Annotated in this window: 16 protein-coding genes and 1 tRNA gene; 8 read left to right on the forward strand and 9 right to left on the reverse strand. The window is 70.6% G+C overall.

The genetic code is table 11. From position 1 onward, the window contains the following. Window positions 1-5: 5 nt before the first annotated feature. On the forward strand, window positions 6-224 hold the full coding sequence (locus tag GWI24_RS24630) for a DUF2277 domain-containing protein (protein ID WP_210948107.1): 219 nt from the start codon (window positions 6-8) through the stop codon (window positions 222-224). A 48-nt stretch (window positions 225-272) separates the two neighbouring features. Here GWI24_RS24630 and GWI24_RS24635 read toward each other — a convergent pair. From GWI24_RS24635 to ehuB, 6 genes are all read right to left on the reverse strand, one after another. After that, window positions 273-346: transfer RNA gene (locus GWI24_RS24635), tRNA-Lys, on the reverse strand. 108 nt (window positions 347-454) lie between these two features. Then, the gene (locus tag GWI24_RS24640) at window positions 455-1,216 is read right to left on the reverse strand and encodes an IclR family transcriptional regulator (protein WP_210948093.1); all 762 of its coding nucleotides are present in this window, start codon (window positions 1,214-1,216) and stop codon (window positions 455-457) included. A 213-nt stretch (window positions 1,217-1,429) separates the two neighbouring features. Further along, a complete protein-coding gene (ehuA, locus tag GWI24_RS24645) occupies window positions 1,430-2,200 on the reverse strand; it encodes an ectoine/hydroxyectoine ABC transporter ATP-binding protein EhuA (RefSeq protein ID WP_210948108.1) in 771 nt (256 codons plus the stop codon). A gap of 22 nt (window positions 2,201-2,222) precedes the next feature. Next, window positions 2,223-2,873: an ectoine/hydroxyectoine ABC transporter permease subunit EhuD gene (gene ehuD, locus GWI24_RS24650; protein WP_210948094.1), complete on the reverse strand. Its 651-nt coding sequence runs from the start codon at window positions 2,871-2,873 to the stop codon at window positions 2,223-2,225. Continuing rightward, window positions 2,870-3,622, reverse strand: coding sequence for an ectoine/hydroxyectoine ABC transporter permease subunit EhuC (gene ehuC / locus GWI24_RS24655; RefSeq protein WP_210948095.1), 753 nt, complete (start codon window positions 3,620-3,622; stop codon window positions 2,870-2,872). The genes ehuD and ehuC overlap by 4 nt, the downstream gene beginning before the upstream one ends. Beyond that, window positions 3,619-4,542, reverse strand: a complete 924-nt coding sequence (gene ehuB / locus GWI24_RS24660; RefSeq protein ID WP_210948096.1) for an ectoine/hydroxyectoine ABC transporter substrate-binding protein EhuB — start codon at window positions 4,540-4,542, stop codon at window positions 3,619-3,621. Before ehuB ends, ehuC begins: the two co-directional genes overlap by 4 nt. 120 nt (window positions 4,543-4,662) lie before the next feature. Between ehuB and GWI24_RS24665 the strand changes: the two genes are divergently transcribed. Then, window positions 4,663-5,172 (forward strand): DUF3830 family protein, encoded by a 510-nt coding sequence (locus GWI24_RS24665; RefSeq protein WP_210948097.1) that lies wholly within the window; start codon window positions 4,663-4,665, stop codon window positions 5,170-5,172. Between the two features lie 102 nt (window positions 5,173-5,274). Here GWI24_RS24665 and GWI24_RS24670 read toward each other — a convergent pair whose 3' ends face one another. Together GWI24_RS24670 and GWI24_RS24675 are read right to left on the reverse strand one after the other, a co-directional pair. After that, window positions 5,275-6,690, reverse strand: a complete 1,416-nt coding sequence (locus GWI24_RS24670; RefSeq protein WP_210948098.1) for an amidase — start codon at window positions 6,688-6,690, stop codon at window positions 5,275-5,277. A gap of 25 nt (window positions 6,691-6,715) precedes the next feature. Then, window positions 6,716-7,663: a D-2-hydroxyacid dehydrogenase gene (locus GWI24_RS24675; protein ID WP_210948099.1), complete on the reverse strand. Its 948-nt coding sequence runs from the start codon at window positions 7,661-7,663 to the stop codon at window positions 6,716-6,718. Between the two features lie 206 nt (window positions 7,664-7,869). Between GWI24_RS24675 and GWI24_RS24680 the strand changes: the two genes are divergently transcribed. The 6 genes from GWI24_RS24680 (at window position 7,870) to GWI24_RS24705 (ending at window position 15,999) form a co-directional block, all read left to right on the forward strand. After that, window positions 7,870-8,853 (forward strand): aspartate/glutamate racemase family protein, encoded by a 984-nt coding sequence (locus GWI24_RS24680; RefSeq protein ID WP_210948100.1) that lies wholly within the window; start codon window positions 7,870-7,872, stop codon window positions 8,851-8,853. 382 nt (window positions 8,854-9,235) lie between these two features. Next, on the forward strand, window positions 9,236-9,991 hold the full coding sequence (locus tag GWI24_RS24685) for an aspartate/glutamate racemase family protein (protein WP_210948101.1): 756 nt from the start codon (window positions 9,236-9,238) through the stop codon (window positions 9,989-9,991). A gap of 139 nt (window positions 9,992-10,130) precedes the next feature. Continuing rightward, window positions 10,131-11,378, forward strand: a complete 1,248-nt coding sequence (locus tag GWI24_RS24690; protein WP_210948102.1) for an EfeM/EfeO family lipoprotein — start codon at window positions 10,131-10,133, stop codon at window positions 11,376-11,378. Beyond that, window positions 11,375-12,601, forward strand: a complete 1,227-nt coding sequence (efeB, locus tag GWI24_RS24695) for an iron uptake transporter deferrochelatase/peroxidase subunit (protein ID WP_210948103.1) — start codon at window positions 11,375-11,377, stop codon at window positions 12,599-12,601. The genes GWI24_RS24690 and efeB overlap by 4 nt, the downstream gene beginning before the upstream one ends. Window positions 12,602-12,758: 157 nt before the next feature. Next, a complete protein-coding gene (locus tag GWI24_RS24700; protein WP_210948104.1) occupies window positions 12,759-14,633 on the forward strand; it encodes a phospholipase C in 1,875 nt (624 codons plus the stop codon). 232 nt (window positions 14,634-14,865) lie between these two features. Beyond that, the gene (locus tag GWI24_RS24705; RefSeq protein WP_210948105.1) at window positions 14,866-15,999 is read left to right on the forward strand and encodes an LLM class flavin-dependent oxidoreductase; all 1,134 of its coding nucleotides are present in this window, start codon (window positions 14,866-14,868) and stop codon (window positions 15,997-15,999) included. A gap of 34 nt (window positions 16,000-16,033) precedes the next feature. Here the strand turns inward: GWI24_RS24705 and GWI24_RS24710 are convergent. Beyond that, on the reverse strand, window positions 16,034-16,671 hold a 638-nt coding region (locus GWI24_RS24710; RefSeq protein WP_210948106.1), incomplete at its 5' end, for an EAL domain-containing protein.

Raw genomic sequence — 16,671 nt, forward strand, 5'->3', positions numbered from 1 at the left:
TCAGTATGTGCAGATCCATTAAGACGCTCCGCCCGCCCTACGCCGAGTCCGTCAGCGAGGCCGATACGCGCGCCGCGGCCCTCCAGTACGTCCGCAAGATCTCCGGCTTCCGCCAGCCGGCCGCCCACAACGCGGAGGCGTTCGACAAGGCCGTGGAGGCCATCGCCGCCGCCACGGGGGAGCTGCTGGACTCGCTCGAGGTGCGCGGCGGGGCAGCACGCTGAATGGCCCGGGGCTGTCGAGAGCACCCGGGCCATTCGCTTGATCAGTTGTGCGCCGCCAGGGACTCGAACCCCGGACCCGCTGATTAAGAGTCAGCTGCTCTAACCAACTGAGCTAGCGGCGCGTGCTGACGACATAAATAGTACCTGGTCCGGAGGGGTGGTTTTGACCACCGCTCTCCGGGGCAAGGCCGGGGCCGGGCAGGGCGGCCGGACGGCCGGGACCAATGGGCTCAGATGGAGAGGGAGAGCAGCATCGGGGCCGCCTCGCGGTTGAGGGTGTCGGCGGCCTGGCGGAGGCGGTGGGCGTGGGCCAGGGGGAGGGAGAGGGCCAGGCAGCCCACCGAGCGCCCGGCGCTGATCGGAACCGCCGCGCAAACCGTGCCGACCGCGTATTCCTGCAGGTCGAGGACGGGGACGGTGGCGGGCTGGCTGTCCAGCTTGCGGAACAGCACCTTCTCGTTGGTGGTGGTCCGGGAGGTGAGCCGCACCGTCTTGTGGCGGGCGAGGTGATCGCGGCGGCTGTCGTGGTCGAGCTGGGTGAGCAGGCATTTGCCGAGCGCCATGGCGTGGGCGGCGGAGCGGAAGTCCACCCACTCGTTGACCTTGGGGGTGCGCGGCCCGTCCGCATACTGAGTGATCTTGATTTCGCCGTCCACATAGCGGCTGAGGTAGACCGCCGCGCCCACCGAGTCGCGCAGGGTGATGAGGGACTGCTGGAGCTTGTCCCGGACGGCGTGGCCGCGGTCGGGGGCGGCGGAGCCCAGCAGGGTCAGGGCGTTGCCACCGACGTAGGCGCCGTCGGCGATCTGCTCCACATAGCCTTCGCGGCGCAGCATCCGCAGCAGATCGGCGAGCTGGTGGGCCGGTAGCCGGGTCTCCCTCGCGAGCATGATGTCGCTGACGCCGGACGAGTGTCTGGCGACGACCTCCAGGATGCGGAGGGCGTGCTGCACCGAGTGGAACGGCGCGGTCGGCTCGGGCCTGAGCGCCACGATTTCCCCCCTCGCAGGTTGGCGTGGCTTTGTATCACGATAACCGCCAAGGGGCTTATCCGGATCGGCTGTTGAGGATATTGCCGAGGCGCATCGGCCCCGGTCAGCAGGGGCGTATGTCCTCGGCATATGACAATGGCGTGCCCCCGCGGGAGGGTCGCGGGGGCAGCGCCGGACCGGGCCCGGCAGGGGCCGGGCGATCCGGCCGAAGGGCTAGAGGACCGCGCTCAGGAACTCCCTCGTCCGCTCGTGCTCCGGCTCGGTGAAGATCTTCTCCGGCGGCCCGGACTCGATCACCCGGCCCGAGTCGAACATCAGCACGTCATCGGAGATGTCCCGCGCGAAGTTCATCTCATGGGTGACACAGAGCATGGTGATGTCCGTTGTGTGAGCGATGTCACGCAGCACATCCAGCACCCCGGCCACCAGTTCCGGGTCCAGCGCCGACGTCACCTCGTCCAGCAGCATCACCTGCGGCCGCATGGCCAGCGCCCGGGCGATCGCCACCCGCTGCTGCTGCCCGCCGGACAGCTGCGTCGGGTACGCGTCGCACTTGTCGCCGAGGCCGACCAGGTCGAGCAGCTCCCGGGCGCGGGTCTCGGCCTCGTCCTTGCCGAGGCCCAGCACATGCACCGGGGCCTCGGTGATGTTCCGCAGCACCCGCATATTGGGGAAGAGGTTGAACTGCTGGAAGACCATTCCGATCTTCTTGCGCACCTCTCTGGTGTGCTTCTCGCCCGCCGGGACCAGCTTGCCGGCCCTGTCCTCATGGGTCAGATAGTCGCCGTCGACCTTGATCGTGCCCTCGTCCGGCTTGATCAGCGTCATCAGCAGCCGCAGGATCGTGGTCTTGCCCGAGCCCGAGGGGCCGATCAGGGTGACGTGCTTGCCGGAGGAGACCGAGAAGTCGAGGTTGTCCAGGACCGTATTGCTGCCGAAGCGCTTGGTCACCTGGTCGAAGCGGATCAGTTCACTGCCGTCCACGGCAGGGTTCGTGTGGTCGGTTTCAGTGGCCAAGACGACGCTCCAGGGCTCGCATCAGAAGGGAAGCCGGATAGGCGATGAGGATGAAGGCGATGCCGACCATCGTGTAGGGCTCGATGTACTGGAAGGACGACGCGCCCTCCGCGCGCGCCTTCTGCAGCATGTCGACGACGCCGATCAGCGCGAGCATCGGGGAGTCCTTCAGCATCGCGATGACGTAGTTGCCCAGTGCGGGCACCACCCGGCGAATGGCCTGCGGCAGGATCACCGCGGTCCAGGTACGGCCGCGGGAGAGGCTGAGCGCGGTCGCCGCCTCCCACTGGCCCTTGGGCACACCGTCGATACCGGCCCGGTAGACCTCGGCGGTGTACGTCGAGTAGTGCAGACCGAGCGCGATCACCCCGGTGGTGAGCGCCGAGAACTTGATGTCCCAGGTCGGCAGCACGTAGTAGAAGAAAAACAGCTGCACCAGCAGCGGAGTGTTGCGGATGAACTCCACGACCGCCGCCACCGGCCAGCGTATGAAGCGGGTCGGCGAGCGGAAGGCCATCGCCCACACCAGGCCGAGCGCGAACGCCAGGACCGAGCCCAGGGCGGTCGCCTCCAGGGTGATCAGCAGTCCGTTGCCCAGCTCGGGGAGGAAGTCCTTCGCCACATCCCAGTTCCAGCTCACTGGGCACCTCCCGCCGTGATGATGTTGGACGACTGCTCGGCCTCCTGGCGCGAGGACAGCTTCCGGGTGACCAGCGGGCCCTTGTCGGACTTCACGGGGGCCTGGCCGATGCCCGCCTTGGCGCGCCGCTCCAGCAGCCGCATCAGCCGGGTGAGGACGAAGGCCAGCACGAAGTAGAGGACCAGGATGATCGCGTAGATCTCCAGGCTGTCACCGGTCGCCAGCCGCGAGAGCTGGGCGGCGAAGGTGATGTCGGCGACGCTCACCGCGGAGACCAGGGCGGTCGCCTTCAGCAGCTCGATCAGCAGATTGTTGAAGGGCGGGATCATCTCCGGGATCGCCTGCGGCAGGATTACCCGGCGCATCCGCTGCGCGGGCGTGAAGCTGAGCGCGATGGCCGCCTCGCGCTGCGCCGGGGCCACCGCGGCGATCGCGCCACGCACGATCTCCGAGCCGTACGCCCCGTAGGTGAGGCCCAGCGCCAGCACCGCGGCCCACATCGGCACCAGCTGGTACTGGAAGGCCAGTGGCATCACGAAGAACAGCCAGAACATCAGCACCAGGGCCGAGGTGCCGCGGAAGACCTCCACATAGAAGCCGGTCAGAAAGCGGACGATCCACAGCCGGGAGGTGCGCGCGATCCCGATGCCGAACGCCACGACGGCCGCGAAGACCGCGCTGTACAGGGTCAGCTGGATGGTGATCCAGACGCCCGGAAGAAGCCAGTTTTCCCACAGCCCGGCCGTCATGAGCACAGCTCCTTGGCGGTCAGATCGGTCATCTCTTCCTTGGTGAAGCCGAAGGGCCGCACGATCCGCAGCAGCTCGCCGCTCTTCTTCATCTTGTGCAGCTCGACGTTGAAGGCGTCCCGGAGCTTGGTCTCCTCCGGCCGGAAGGCGAAGCCGCCGGCGCCGATGTCCGGTTTGCCGTCGACGTACGCCTGGAACGGCTCGGTGGCCTCGGCCAGCCGGCTGTTCCGCTGCTTCACCACGTTGTGCACGGTCACGGTCGTGCCCGCGAAGACATCGGCCCGGCCCTGCTCCACGGCCAGCAGCCCGGCCAGCTGGTCGGGGAGGATCAGCATGTCGCTCTGCTTGATCCCGGCGTCCTCCGCGTAGCCGATCTCGGCGTAGGCGGTGCCGGTGGCCATTTTGGCCTTCTGCTTGAAGATATCGTGGTAATTGTGCAGGTTCTTGGGGTTCCCCTTGCGCACGATGAACGCGTCACGCATGCGGTAGTCGGGGTCGGAGAAGATCACCTGGGCGCAGCGCTCGGGGTTGATGTACATCCCCGCCGAGACCACGTCGAACTGCTGCGAGCGAAGGCCCGGGATGAGCGAGCCGAACTCGGTCGGCACCGGCTGGACCTTGGGCACACCCAGCCGCTTGAAGATGACTTTCGCGATCTCCGGCGCCTCGCCGGTGAACTCGCCGTTCTCGTCGATATAGCCGAATGGGATCTCCCCCGCAATTCCCAGCCGGACCGTCCCCTGCGACCGCAGTCGCTCCAGCAGATTGCCCCCGTCCTTGGCGCCCGAGCCGGACACCCGGCTGCAGCCGGCCGCGCCCAGCAGGCCCAGGGCCGCACCGCCGGCGAGAAGGGCGCGGCGGCTTGGGCCCATTTTTGCTATTTCTCTGCTATCGGTGTCTTTCCCACGTGGTGGAGCCATGGGCGCGCGGCTACCCGACTCCGGCGAATGTATGCGGGCCGTTTCCGGCCCTTGATACAGCCGATGTCTGGGTAGTCCCCTGGGACAGGACTGGTTCCGAAGCGACCTGGAGGAAAGTCGATGGTTGACCGAGCCGACCGGTTCATCGAGGTCTCGCTCGACAAGCGCGGGGTGAGCTGCACGGCCAAGCTCCTTGACGATCTCGCGCCGATCACCTGCGACGCGGTGTGGAACGCGCTGCCGCTCGGGGGTGATGTGTATCACGCGAAGTACGCACGCAACGAGATCTACACGCTGCTGCCCCCCTTCGCGCCCGAGGAGCCGCCCCTCGAGAACCCGACGATCACCCCCATCCCCGGGGACCTGTGCTACTTCACCTTCACGGACACCCAGCTCGGGACCAAGTCGTACGGATACGAGACCGAGGCCAAGCACCAGGGGCGGCGGCAGGTGATCGACCTGGCCCTCTTCTACGAGCGGAACAACCTGCTGATCAACGGCGACGCGGGCTGGGTGCCCGGGATCGTCTGGGGCACGATCGTGGACGGCCTCGACCGTATGGCCGACGCCTGCCAGGACCTGTGGCGCGCGGGGGCGCTGGGGGAGACGCTGAACTTCCGCCGGGCGTAGACCTCGGCTCGTACCGGGCACAGGCCCCCGGCCTGTGCCCGGGGCAGCGCATGGGCCGGTCCCGGGTCCGGGGCGGCTCCGCCCCGGACCCGGCAATGGGCCTTACGCCGCCGGCGGGCGCACCCCGTCCGCCAGCCCCGCCTCGAACAGCGCGTGCGCCGCGCGCAGCACAAGCGCGTCCGCGTGGCGCGCGCCCACCAGCTGCACCCCGATCGGCAGGCCCGCGCCGCTGAGGCCGCACGGCACCGACGCCGCGGGCTGCTGGGTCAGGTTGAACGGGTAGGTGAACGGCGTCCAGCCGGTCCACCGGGTGTGCTCCGACCCCTTGGGCACCTCCACCCCCGCCTCGAACGCGGTGATCGGCAGTGTCGGGGTGACCAGCAGGTCGTACGCGGAGTGGAACCGCCCCATGGCGTGGCCGAGGGCCATCCGCACATCCACGGCCGCCAGATAGTCCAGCGCGCTGTACGACGCCCCCTGGGCGCAGATCTCGCGCAGCCCCGGGTCCAGCAGCTCCCAGTCCTCCTGCCCCAGCGGCTGCACCACCCGGGCCGCGCCGCTGAACCACAGCGTGTGGAACGCCTCCACCGGGTCCTGGAACCCCGGGTCGATCTCCTCGACCACCGCGCCCAGCTCCGCCAGCAGATCCACCGCCCGCCGCGCCGACGCGGCCACCTCCGGGTCGACCACGGCCGCGCCGCCGAGCGCGGGGCTGTAGGCGACCCGCAGGCCGTCCACTCCGGCCCCGCCGGAGGCGAGCGCCTCCCGGAAGCCGCCCTCGGCGGGGCCCAGCTGGGACCAGTCGCGCCAGTCCGGACCGGAGATTACATCCATCAGCAGCGCCGCGTCCGCCGCGTCCCGGGTCATCGGCCCCACATGGGCCAGGGTGCCGAACGCGCTCGCCGGATAGAGCGGAACCCTCCCATAGGTGGGTTTCAGCGCGAAGATGCCGCAGAAGGCCGCCGGGATACGGACCGAGCCCCCGCCGTCCGTCCCCAGGCTCAGCGGACCCGCGCCCAGCGCGACCGCGGCCGCGCTGCCGCCACTGGAGCCGCCCGCCGTCCGCTGGGGGTCGTACGGATTGCCGGTGACCCCGTGGACCGGGCTGTCGGTGACGCCCTTCCAGCCGAACTCCGGGGTCGTGGTCTTCCCCACGAACACCGCGCCGTGCTCGCGCAGCCGCGCCACCGAGGGCGCGTCCTCGTCCCAGGCCTTGCCCTCGGGCCGTACGGTCCGCGAACCGCGCAGGGTGGGGGCGCCGCGCTGCAACAGGATGTCCTTCACCGACACCGGGACGCCGTCCACCAGGCCCGCCGGGGCCCCGCGCCGCCACCGCTCGGCGGACTCCTCCGCCTGCCGCAGCGCGCCCTCGGCGTCCACCCGGGTGAAGGCGTTCACCTCCGGCTGAATCTGCTCGATCCGGTGGAGGACGGCACGGGTCGCCTCGACGGGGGAGAGCTCGCCGGAGGCATAGCGCTCGACGAGTTGAACGGCTGTCAGGTCGTGAATGTCGGTCATCCGGCTCTCCGTTCAGGTCCTGCGATCAGTCCACCGGTACGTACCCGAGGCGTTTGTCGACGATGTTGAGCAGTGGTTCGCCCGCGCACCAGCGCTCGTAGTTGTCCTGGAACTGGTCGGCCAGGTGGTCGCGCCACCCGACCGTGTCGCCGCTCATATGGGGCGAGACGAACAGCCCGGGCACGTCCCACAGGGGATCGTCCGAGGCCAGCGGCTCGTGTTCGAAGACGTCCAGGGCCGCGCCGGCGATCCGCCGGGCGACCAGGGCCGCCGTAAGGTCCTTCTCGACGACCAAGGGGCCGCGGCCGACGTTGATGAACCGGGCGGAGGACCTCATCCGGTCGAAGACGGTGCGGTCGAACATGCCGCGGTTCGCGTCGGTGAGCGGCGCCGCGCTCACCACCCAGTCGGCCGACGGAAGCAGCTCGGGCAGCTCGTCACCGCCGCGCACACCCTGCCGAGCGGTGCGGCCCACCAGGTCGACCACCACGCCGAGCGCGGCCAGGGTGGAGCCGATCGCCCGGCCGATGGGACCCGCGCCCACGACCACGGCGCGCGTTCCGGCCAGCCGCATCGTCTCGCGGTGCTGCCAGCGTCGCTGCCGCTGCAGCTCCCAGCTTCCGTGGAAGTCCTTGGCCATGGCGACCACCAGACCGGCTACATACTCCGCGATCGGCTGCTCGAAGACCCCTCGAGCATTGGTCAGTACCGTGTCGGACTCGACGAGTTCGGGGCAGAGCAGCCGGTCCACCCCCGCGCTCGCGGTATGGACCCACGCCGGCCGGGGACCCTCACCGGGCCAGGCGTCGCGGACCGCGTCGGAGGTGAAGTCCCAGACCAGGAGCACATCCGCGGTGGGGAGCGCCTGGGGCAGCGAATTCTCGTCACAAACGAGCACCTTGGCCCGGTCGGCCACCCGGTCCAGGTGGACCGGCGGCTGATCGCCGAAGACGACAACTGTGCTTTCGGACATAGGCGGGAAACCGTTTCGAAACGTGGATGGGTTTGCCTGGAGAAGGAGCGGGCAGGCGCCTCAGTTTGAGGATTGACCACGCTAGGCAGCGGAAACTACCGTCGTCAACAACGGCATCTGTCCCGGCGTCCCGGCATCAGGCCGGCTCTCTCCATCCAAATCTCTGGCCAATGGTCCAGTCCCTCCGTTCCGTATTGGGGCTCGCTTTGGACGTCTCTTTTCTGGGTGGCCCACAGCCGCAGCGCGGCGTGGGTGTGGTGGCACCGTTCGACTTCGCCCTCGACCGTGAGCTGTGGCGCTGGGTGCCGGACGAGGTATCCCTCCATCTCACCCGTACCCCGTTCGTACCCGTCGAGGTGAGCCTTGACCTGGCGCGGCTCGTAAGTGAGCACGAGACCTTGCACGACGCGGTGCAGGCGCTGGCGGCCGTCGCACCGGAAGTGGTGGCGTACGCGTGCACCTCGGGCAGTTTCGTCGGCGGTGTCGCCGGGGAGCGCGCGATGTGCGCGGCCATGTCCCAGGCGGGTGAGATCCCGTCGCTGACCACCTCGGGCGCGCTGCTGGAGGCGCTGCGGGAGATCGGCGCCCGGCGGATCGCGGTGGTGACGCCGTACACCCAGTCCGTCACCGACTCGCTGGAGGAGTATCTGGCCGAGGGCGGGATGACCGTCACCGGTCGGGCGTACCTCGGGCTGACCCGGCACATCTGGAAGGTGCCGTACCGCGATGTGGTCGACATGGCCCGGCAGGCGGTGGTCGGGGCCACCGACGCGCTCTTCATCAGCTGCACCAATCTGCCGACCTACGACGTGATCCCGCAGCTGGAGGCGGAGCTGCGGATGCCCGTGCTGTCCGCGAACCAGGTCACCGTGTGGGCGGCGCTGCGGGCGATCGGCGCCCAGGCCGTCGGGCCGTACCAGGCGCTGCTGGACCCGGCCGCCCGGTCCGGTCCGGCGGGGATGTCGGTGTCGCCGAGCGGCCCGCTCCCGGTGACGGACCCGGTCGTCGAGTCGATGCTCGGGGTCGTGGAGTCGGTCGAGTCCGTGGTGGACGAGCCGGAGGCGGCGCTGGCCGGGGCGGCCTCGCCGGGTTCGGACGGCGACCCGGCCGACGGGCTCGACCCGGGCTTCGGCACCGGCCTCGGCGAGGGCCCCTACCTGGACGATTCCGGCGGCCCGGCCGTGGGGTGAGGCGGCGGCCCGGCGGGATGTGAGGCGAAGGCCCGGCGGGATGTGAGGCGAAGGCCCGGCGGGATGTGAGGCGAAGGCCCGGCGGGATGTGACGTGATGTGAAGGGCGGCCCGCCCCGGCGTGAGGGGGTGGGCGCCCTGGCATGGCCGGGCCCTCACCGGCGTTCGGGGTGGGTGCCCCGGCGTGGCGTTCGCGGGCCTCGGCGTGGCGTTCGGGTGCCCCGGCGTGGCCTGGAAGCCTGCCCGGGTGGGACGGGCAGGCCCGTCACCTACGCGAGGGAGGCTGTCCGGCGGGTGGGAACCCGCCGGGCGTCCGCGGTGTAGGAGAAGTGACAGCAGTGCAGGGGCGGCGCTCGCGGGGGCCGCCAGTCAAGGAGGCAGTCATGGTGGACTCGACGCACCCGGCCCCGGACACGGTCGGCTTTCTCTACCCCGGATACTCCGCCGAGGACGAATACCCGCGTCTGGAAGGCATGCTCGGCGGCGACAGCGGCGACATCCGGCTTCCGCTGGTCCACACCGACATCGGTGAGGACGCCCATCGGGTGGACGCCCTGCTGGAGATGGGGTCGGCGGCCCGCCTCGCGGCCGGGGTCGCCGAGCTCGCCGAGCGCGGCGCCCGGGCCGTGGTCTGGGCGTGCACCAGCGCCAGTTTCGTCTTCGGCTGGGAGGGCGCCAAGGAGCAGGTGCGCGAGCTGGGCGAGACGGCCGGGATGCCCGCCTCCAGCACCTCCTTCGCCTTCGCCCACGCGGTGCAGGCGCTCGGCGCCGACCGGGTGGCCATCGCCGCCACCTATCCGGAGGACGTCGCCGACTACTTCCGGGCATTTTTGAAGGCGGCCGGCGCCGAGGTGGTCTCGATGCGCGGCAGCGGGATCATCACGGCCGCGGAGGTCGGCACCTGGGGCCGCGACGAGGTGCTGGAGCTGGGCCGCGCCGGGGACCACCCCGAGGCGCAGGCGGTGCTCCTGCCGGACACCGCCCTGCACACCGCCGCCTGGATTCCGGATCTGGAGGCGGAGCTGGGCAAGCCGGTGCTCACGGCCAACCAGGTCACGGTCTGGGAGGGGCTGCGGCTGCTGGGCCGCGATCCGGTCCATGACCGGCTGGGCACGCTCTTCGCCCGGAGCGGCGGATAGCGGCGGGTGGCGCGGACGCGGGCGGGCGCGCCGAAGAGCCCGAGGAGCCGGTGACGGGGAGCTGAATCCCGGCGGAATTCCATGGCGCTCTTTTGCCATCAGGGCATTCCGCTTATCGGACTGCGCCTAGCATGCAGCCGTGCGTCGCCAACATCTCTCCCCGGTCCCGCCGGCACGTCATCTGCTGGTCGCCGGTGCGGTGACGGTGGCCACGGCCGTCGGAATCGGCGTGCTGGCGGTCGGCGGAGGCTCCTCGGACGGTCCTCGTGCGCACCCCTCCGCGAGCGGAAGCGCGCCCACGAAGGCATCGGACGGGCTGCGGCACACCTCCGTCGAGGTGTCCGAGGGCGGCTGTGGCCGTGGCTGGACCGATGCCACCCGTGGCAAGCAGGTCTTCGATCTGCGGAACACCTCCAGCAGACCGGCCGAGGTCTATCTCACCGATCCGGCGAACGGCGCCGTCTACGGAGAGGTGGAGGGCCTGGGCCCCGGCACCAGCAGACCGCTGAGCGTCACGCTCGGCGGGGGCTCCTACGCCTTCGTCTGCCTGCCCGAGGACGCGGACGCGGTCACCGGGCCCACCGTCACCGTGTCCGGACCGGCGCGGGGCGGCGGACCGGCCGCGGTCCCGGTCGGCCAGCAGGATCTGATCCCGCCCACCATCGCCTACCAGAAGTGGGTGGCGGGCCGGATGGACGAGCTGGTGCGGCGCACGGACGCGCTGCGCTCGGCCATCCACTGCGGTGACCTGGCCGCGGCCCGTGCGGTCTGGCTGCCCGCCCATCTGGTGTACGAGCGGATGGGCGCCGCCTATGGCACCTTCGGCGACGCCGACGGGGCCATCAACGGCACCACGGCGGGGCTGTCCGACGGGGTCCATGACCCGGACTTCACCGGCTTCCACCGCCTCGAGTACGGCCTGTGGCACGGCGAGTCCGCGAGCTCACTGCGCCCGGTCGCCGACCGGCTCGCCAAGGACGTCCGAGGGCTGCGGGACGATTGGCCGCAGGAGCGGATGGACCCGGCCGACCTGGGCCTGCGGGCGCACGAGATCATGGAGAACACCGTGCAGTTCGAGCTGACCGGCCGCACCGACTACGGCAGCGGCACCAATCTGGCCACCGCGCGGGCCAACCTGGACGGCACCCGGGCCGTGCTGCGCCGGCTGGAGCCGCTGCTGAAGCCCCGTGCCCCCTGGCTGCCCGAGTTGGAGAGCGACCTGGACCGCACTCAGCGGACCCTGGAGCGCTCGCACCACGGCGACCGCTGGACCCCGCTGGACCGGCTGAGCCGCACCGGGCGCCAGCGGCTCAACGCGGACGCGGGCGCGCTGGTGGAGCGGCTGGCCCAGGTGGCGGCGCTGATGGATGTGCGGAGGACCCGGTGAGCGAGGTGTTGCGCAGGGGCTTTCTGCTGGGCGCCGCCGCGGGCACGGTCGGCGCGGTGGCGGGCGCTGCGGCCGCCGCGGGCACGGCGGCCGCGAAGGAGGACGGACCGGAGAAGAGGCCCACCCGCGTCCCCTTCCACGGCACCCATCAGGCCGGGATCCTCACCCCGCCCCAGCGGGCCACCGCGTTCATCGCCTTCGACACCATGGCCGAGGGCCGCGAGGAGCTGACCGACGCCTTCCGTACGCTCACCGAGCGGTGCCGCTTCCTCACCACCGGAGGCGCCTCCGACCCGGTCGGGATCACCGCGCCGCCCGCCGACTCCGGCACCCTGGGCCCCGAGGTGGCGGCCGGCCGGCTGACCGCGACCGTCGGCGTGGGCGCCTCGCTCTTCGACGAGCGCTATGGACTGCGGGACCGCAGGCCCCGGCGGCTGCACGCGATGCGCTCCTTCCCGGACGACGATCTCGACCCCGACTGGTGCCATGGCGATCTGAGCCTCCAACTGTGCGCCGACAGCACGGACACGGTGCTCCACGCGCTGCGCGACATCGCCCGCCACACCCGGGGCGCGCTGCAGATCCGCTGGCGTATCGACGGCTTCGTCAGCCCGCCGCGCCCGTCCGGCACCCCGCGCAACCACATGGGGTTCAAGGACGGCACCGCCAACCCCGACACCGGGGACGCCCGGGCGATGGACCGTCTGGTGTGGGTGGGCGCCCACTCCGGGGAGCCCGCCTGGGCGACCGGCGGCAGCTATCAGGTGATCCGGCTGATCCGGATGCTGGTGGAGTTCTGGGACCGGGTGTCGATCAGCGAGCAGGAGCGCATGTTCGGCCGCAGCCGGGACTCGGGTGCCCCGCTGGACGGTCAGCACGAGTTCGACACCCCGCGCTTCGCACAGGACCCCAAGGGCGACATCATTCCGCTGGACAGCCATATACGGATGGCCAATCCGCGCACCGCCCGGACCGAGGACCAGCGCATCCTCCGCCGTGCCTACAACTACGACCGGGGCATGGACGGCAATGGCAACTTGGACATGGGGCTGCTGTTCTGCTGCTATCAGCAGGACCTCGAGCGCCAGTTCGAGACGGTGCAGAAGCGGCTGGCGGGGGAGCCGTTGGTGGACTACATCACCCCCTTCGGCGGTGGCTATTTCTTCGCGCTCCCCGGGGTGAGGGACCGCTCCGACTGGCTGGCACGGACCCTTCTGTCCTGATCGTCGCCCCACCATCCGGTCAAGAACACCTCAAGAGTTCCTTGGATTCTTCTGACCCTCTGTTCACTCGGCCGCCTCCATGGATTCCATCGGAGAGTCCTGCCCGCGGCACAGGATCAGGCGCAGGCGTGAAACGCGAATCATGTGGAGGCATGGCATGGGCGGCACGGCAGGATCCGAAGGCGGCCGACGGTATGGCCGGGTCGCGCGCTGGGGTGCCCTGGCCGGCGCCGCGGCCCTGGCGACCGTGGGCGGGGTGGCCCCCGCATGGGCCGCGCCCGCGAAGGGCGACCACACCGCGACCCCGGTGAAGCATGTGGTGGTGATCTTCGACGAGAACATCTCGTTCGACCACTACTTCGCCACCTACCCCAAGGCGGCGAACACGGACGGCACCAGGTTCACGCCGGCCAAGGACACCCCCAAGGGCATCGACACCCTGGCGCACGCCGGGCTGCTGGAGAAGAACCCGAATCTCTACAAGCCCAAGCGGCTGCGCAGCGACCAGGCCATGACCTGCGACCAGAACCACTCCTACGGCCCCGAGCAGTACGCCGCCAATGGCGGCAAGGCGGATAAGTTCGTGGAGAACACCGAGGTCAGCAAGTGCACCGGGCTGTTCGGCGAGCCCGGTCTGGTGATGGACTACTACGACGGAAACACCGTCACCGGCCTGTGGAACTACGCCCAGCACTACGCGATGAGCGACCGCTCCTTCAGCTCGGCCTACGGTCCCTCCACCCCCGGAGCGCTGGAGCTGATCTCGGGCCAGACTCATGGCGTGATCTCCACCGACCCCAAGTCCTCCACCGAGGACCCGATCCAGACCGACAAGCCGGACGCGTACACGGTGGCCTCACCGGACGCCAAGGGCGTCGGCACGGTGATCAACGACCCGGACCCGGCCTTCGACGACTGCTCCAACAAGGACCACACCAGCGGCAACGCCCTGGCCCGGATGAAGGGCCGGAACGTCGGCGATCTGCTCAACGCCAAGAATGTGAGCTGGGGCTGGTTCCAGGGCGGCTTCCGGCCCAGCACCGCGTGGGACGGTGAGCAGGACCACTACGCCAAGTGCTCCGGCACCACCCACAAGAACGTCGGCGGCGCCGCCTCGGTGGACTACAGCCCGCACCACGCGCCGTTCCAGTACTACAAGTCCACGGCGAACCCGCATCACCTCCCGCCGAAGAACGTCCAGGAGATCGGACACAGCGGCCGGGCCAACCACAACTACGACCTCACCGACTTCGACGCGGCGCTCAAGACGGGCCATCTGCCGTCCGTCAGCTTCCTGAAGGCCGCCGAGTACCAGGACGGCCACGCCGCCTACTCCGACCCGGTCGACGAGCAGCACTTCCTGGTCGAGCAGATCAACGCGATCCAGAAGTCGCCGCAGTGGAAGGACACCGCGATCGTCGTCGCGTACGACGACAGCGACGGCTGGTACGACCACGCCTACGCCAAGCCCCTCAACGGGTCGACCGACAAGACCACGGGTTCCAATGGCAAGGCCACCGACAGCCCCGCCTGCCAGTCCGCTCCGAAGCCCGCGGGCGGCTACCAGGACCGCTGTGGCCCCGGCCCCCGGCAGCCGCTGCTGGTGATCTCGCCGTTCAGCAAGTCCAACAAGGTCGACCACACCCAGACCGAGCAGACCTCGATTACCCGCTTCATCGAGGACAACTGGCACACCGGCCGGATCGGTGACGCCTCCTTCGACCGCCGGGCGAACACCCTCTCCGGGCTCTTCGACTTCCGTCACCCCAACAACACCCAGGTGTTGCTGAAGTCCGACGGCTCGGTCGCGTCGGTCCACAAGTCCGGTCACTACACGACCTCCGCCCTGGCCGCCCACGCCCCGATCGTGAACGCCGCGGCCGCCAACGCCCTGACCACCCGGCGTCTCGCCGACGACAAGGGCATGTCCGCCGCCCTGCCCATCGGCCTCACGGCGGGTGTGCTGGTGCTCGGCGGCGCCGGTACGGCGCTGGCCCTCCACCGCCGCCGCACGGCGCGGACCGCGGGCTAGGCCCGTTCCGCGCGAGCGCACGGCACACCGTCGTCGGGTCCGCCGCCACACCTCCTCCCCAGGTGGCGGCGGACCCGGCCATTCACCGGAGGCCGGGGAACAAGGGCCGGGAATAAAGCGGAGCCTTTCTCCGGTTGAATGTCGCCGGTAGACGTAGAGGCGTGGCGGCGCAGCGCCGCACACGCACACGACATACGCGCACCGCGCGGTGCGACCAGGGAGGCGGGCCACCGTGGCCGATGAGCAGGACCGGCGAGACGACCAGCGCGACCCCATCCGGGCCCGGCCCCTCGGCAGCGCACCGGTGCCCCTGTCGGTGCTGGACCTCGCGACCGTCGGCAGCGGGGTGACGGCCGCCGAGGCGCTGCGGACCACCACCGAGCTCGCCCGGCTCGCCGAGCGCCGGGGCTTCCAGCGCTTCTGGGTCGCCGAGCACCACTCCATGCCCGGGGTCGCCAGCTCCTCCCCGGCGGTGATCCTCGCCCACCTCGCCGCGCACACCGAGCGGATCCGGCTGGGCTCCGGCGGGGTCATGCTCCCCAACCACGCCCCGCTGGTCATCGCCGAGCAGTTCGGCACCCTGGAGGCGCTCGCCCCCGGCCGGGTGGACCTCGGCCTCGGCCGCGCGCCCGGCACCGACGGGGCCACGGCCGCCGCCCTGCGCCGCACCGAGCGGCTGCGCGAGGGCGCCGACGACTTCCCCCAGCAGCTCGCCGAGCTGACCCGCTTCCTCGACGACGACTTCCCCGACGGCCACCGCTACGCCCGTATCCACGCGGTGCCGGGGCCGGTGCAGGGCACCGTGCCCGGCGGGGTCCAGTCCGCCGGCCGGCCGTCGATCTGGCTGCTGGGCTCGAGCGGGTTCAGCGCCCGGCTCGCCGGGATGCTCGGCCTGCCCTTCTCCTTCGCCCACCACTTCTCCGCGGCCAACACCGTCCCCGCGCTCGACCTCTACCGCGAGACCTTCCGGCCGTCCGCCGTGCTGGACAAGCCGTACGCCTCGATCGGCGTCTCGGCCTTCGCCGCCGAGGACGAGAAGGAGGCCCACCGCCAGGTGCTCACCGGCGCCCTGGCCATGATCCGGCTGCGCACCGGACGCCCCGGCCTGGTGCCGACGCCCGAGGAGGCCGAGGGGTACGAGTTCAACGAGATCGAGCGCGACTTCATCAACAGCTGGCTCGCCAATGTCGAGTACGGCAGCCCGGACCAGGTCCGCGAGGGGCTCGACGGGCTGATCAAGCGCACCGGAGCGGACGAAGTCAAGATCACGGCCAATGCCCATGGCCGTGACGCCCGTCTGCGCTCGTACGAGCTGATCGCCGACGCCTACGATCTGCCGACGGCGCAGACGGAGGCGCAGCCCTAGGGTCCTTCCTCCACGGAGATCCGTCAGAAGGGCCCTAACCCGGCGCCGGGCGGGTGATCATCGCCTGGATGCGGTCCGGCGGCACCGGACGGGAGTAGAACCACCCCTGTCCCGTATCGCAGCCGATCCGCCTCAGCCGCTCCGCCTGCTCGGCGCTCTCCACACATTCGGCCGTCACCGTGAGGCCCAGCCGGTGCGCGAGCTGCACCAGCGCCTCGACGATCGTCTCGTCGGCCGGATTCGGATGCTCCTCCGCCCGGAACCCCTGGACGAACGAGCCGTCCAGCTTGAGCGTGGAGACCGGCAGCCGGCTGAGATAGGCGAGGTTGGAGTAGCCCGTCCCGAAGTCGTCGATCGCGATGGCCACCCCCATGTCGCTGAGCGCCTGCAGCGCCTGAAGCGGCCGCCCCGTGGACCCCATCACCGCCGACTCGGTCAGCTCCAGCTGGAGCAGCTGCGGCGGCAGCCCGGTCTCCGCCAGGATCGCGCCGACATCGGCCACCAGATCGGAGTCCCACACCTGGCGGACCGCCACATTCACGCTGACCACCAGCGGATGCGGCGGTTCGGCCAGCTGCCAGGCACGGGCCTGGCGGCAGGCGGTGCGCAGCACCCACCGGCCCAGCGGCACGATCGCGCCGTTCTCCTCGGCCAGCGGGATGAACCGGTTCG

Source organism: Streptomyces sp. MK37H, from assembly GCF_018035285.1.
Taxonomy (GTDB): domain Bacteria; phylum Actinomycetota; class Actinomycetes; order Streptomycetales; family Streptomycetaceae; genus Streptomyces; species Streptomyces endocoffeicus.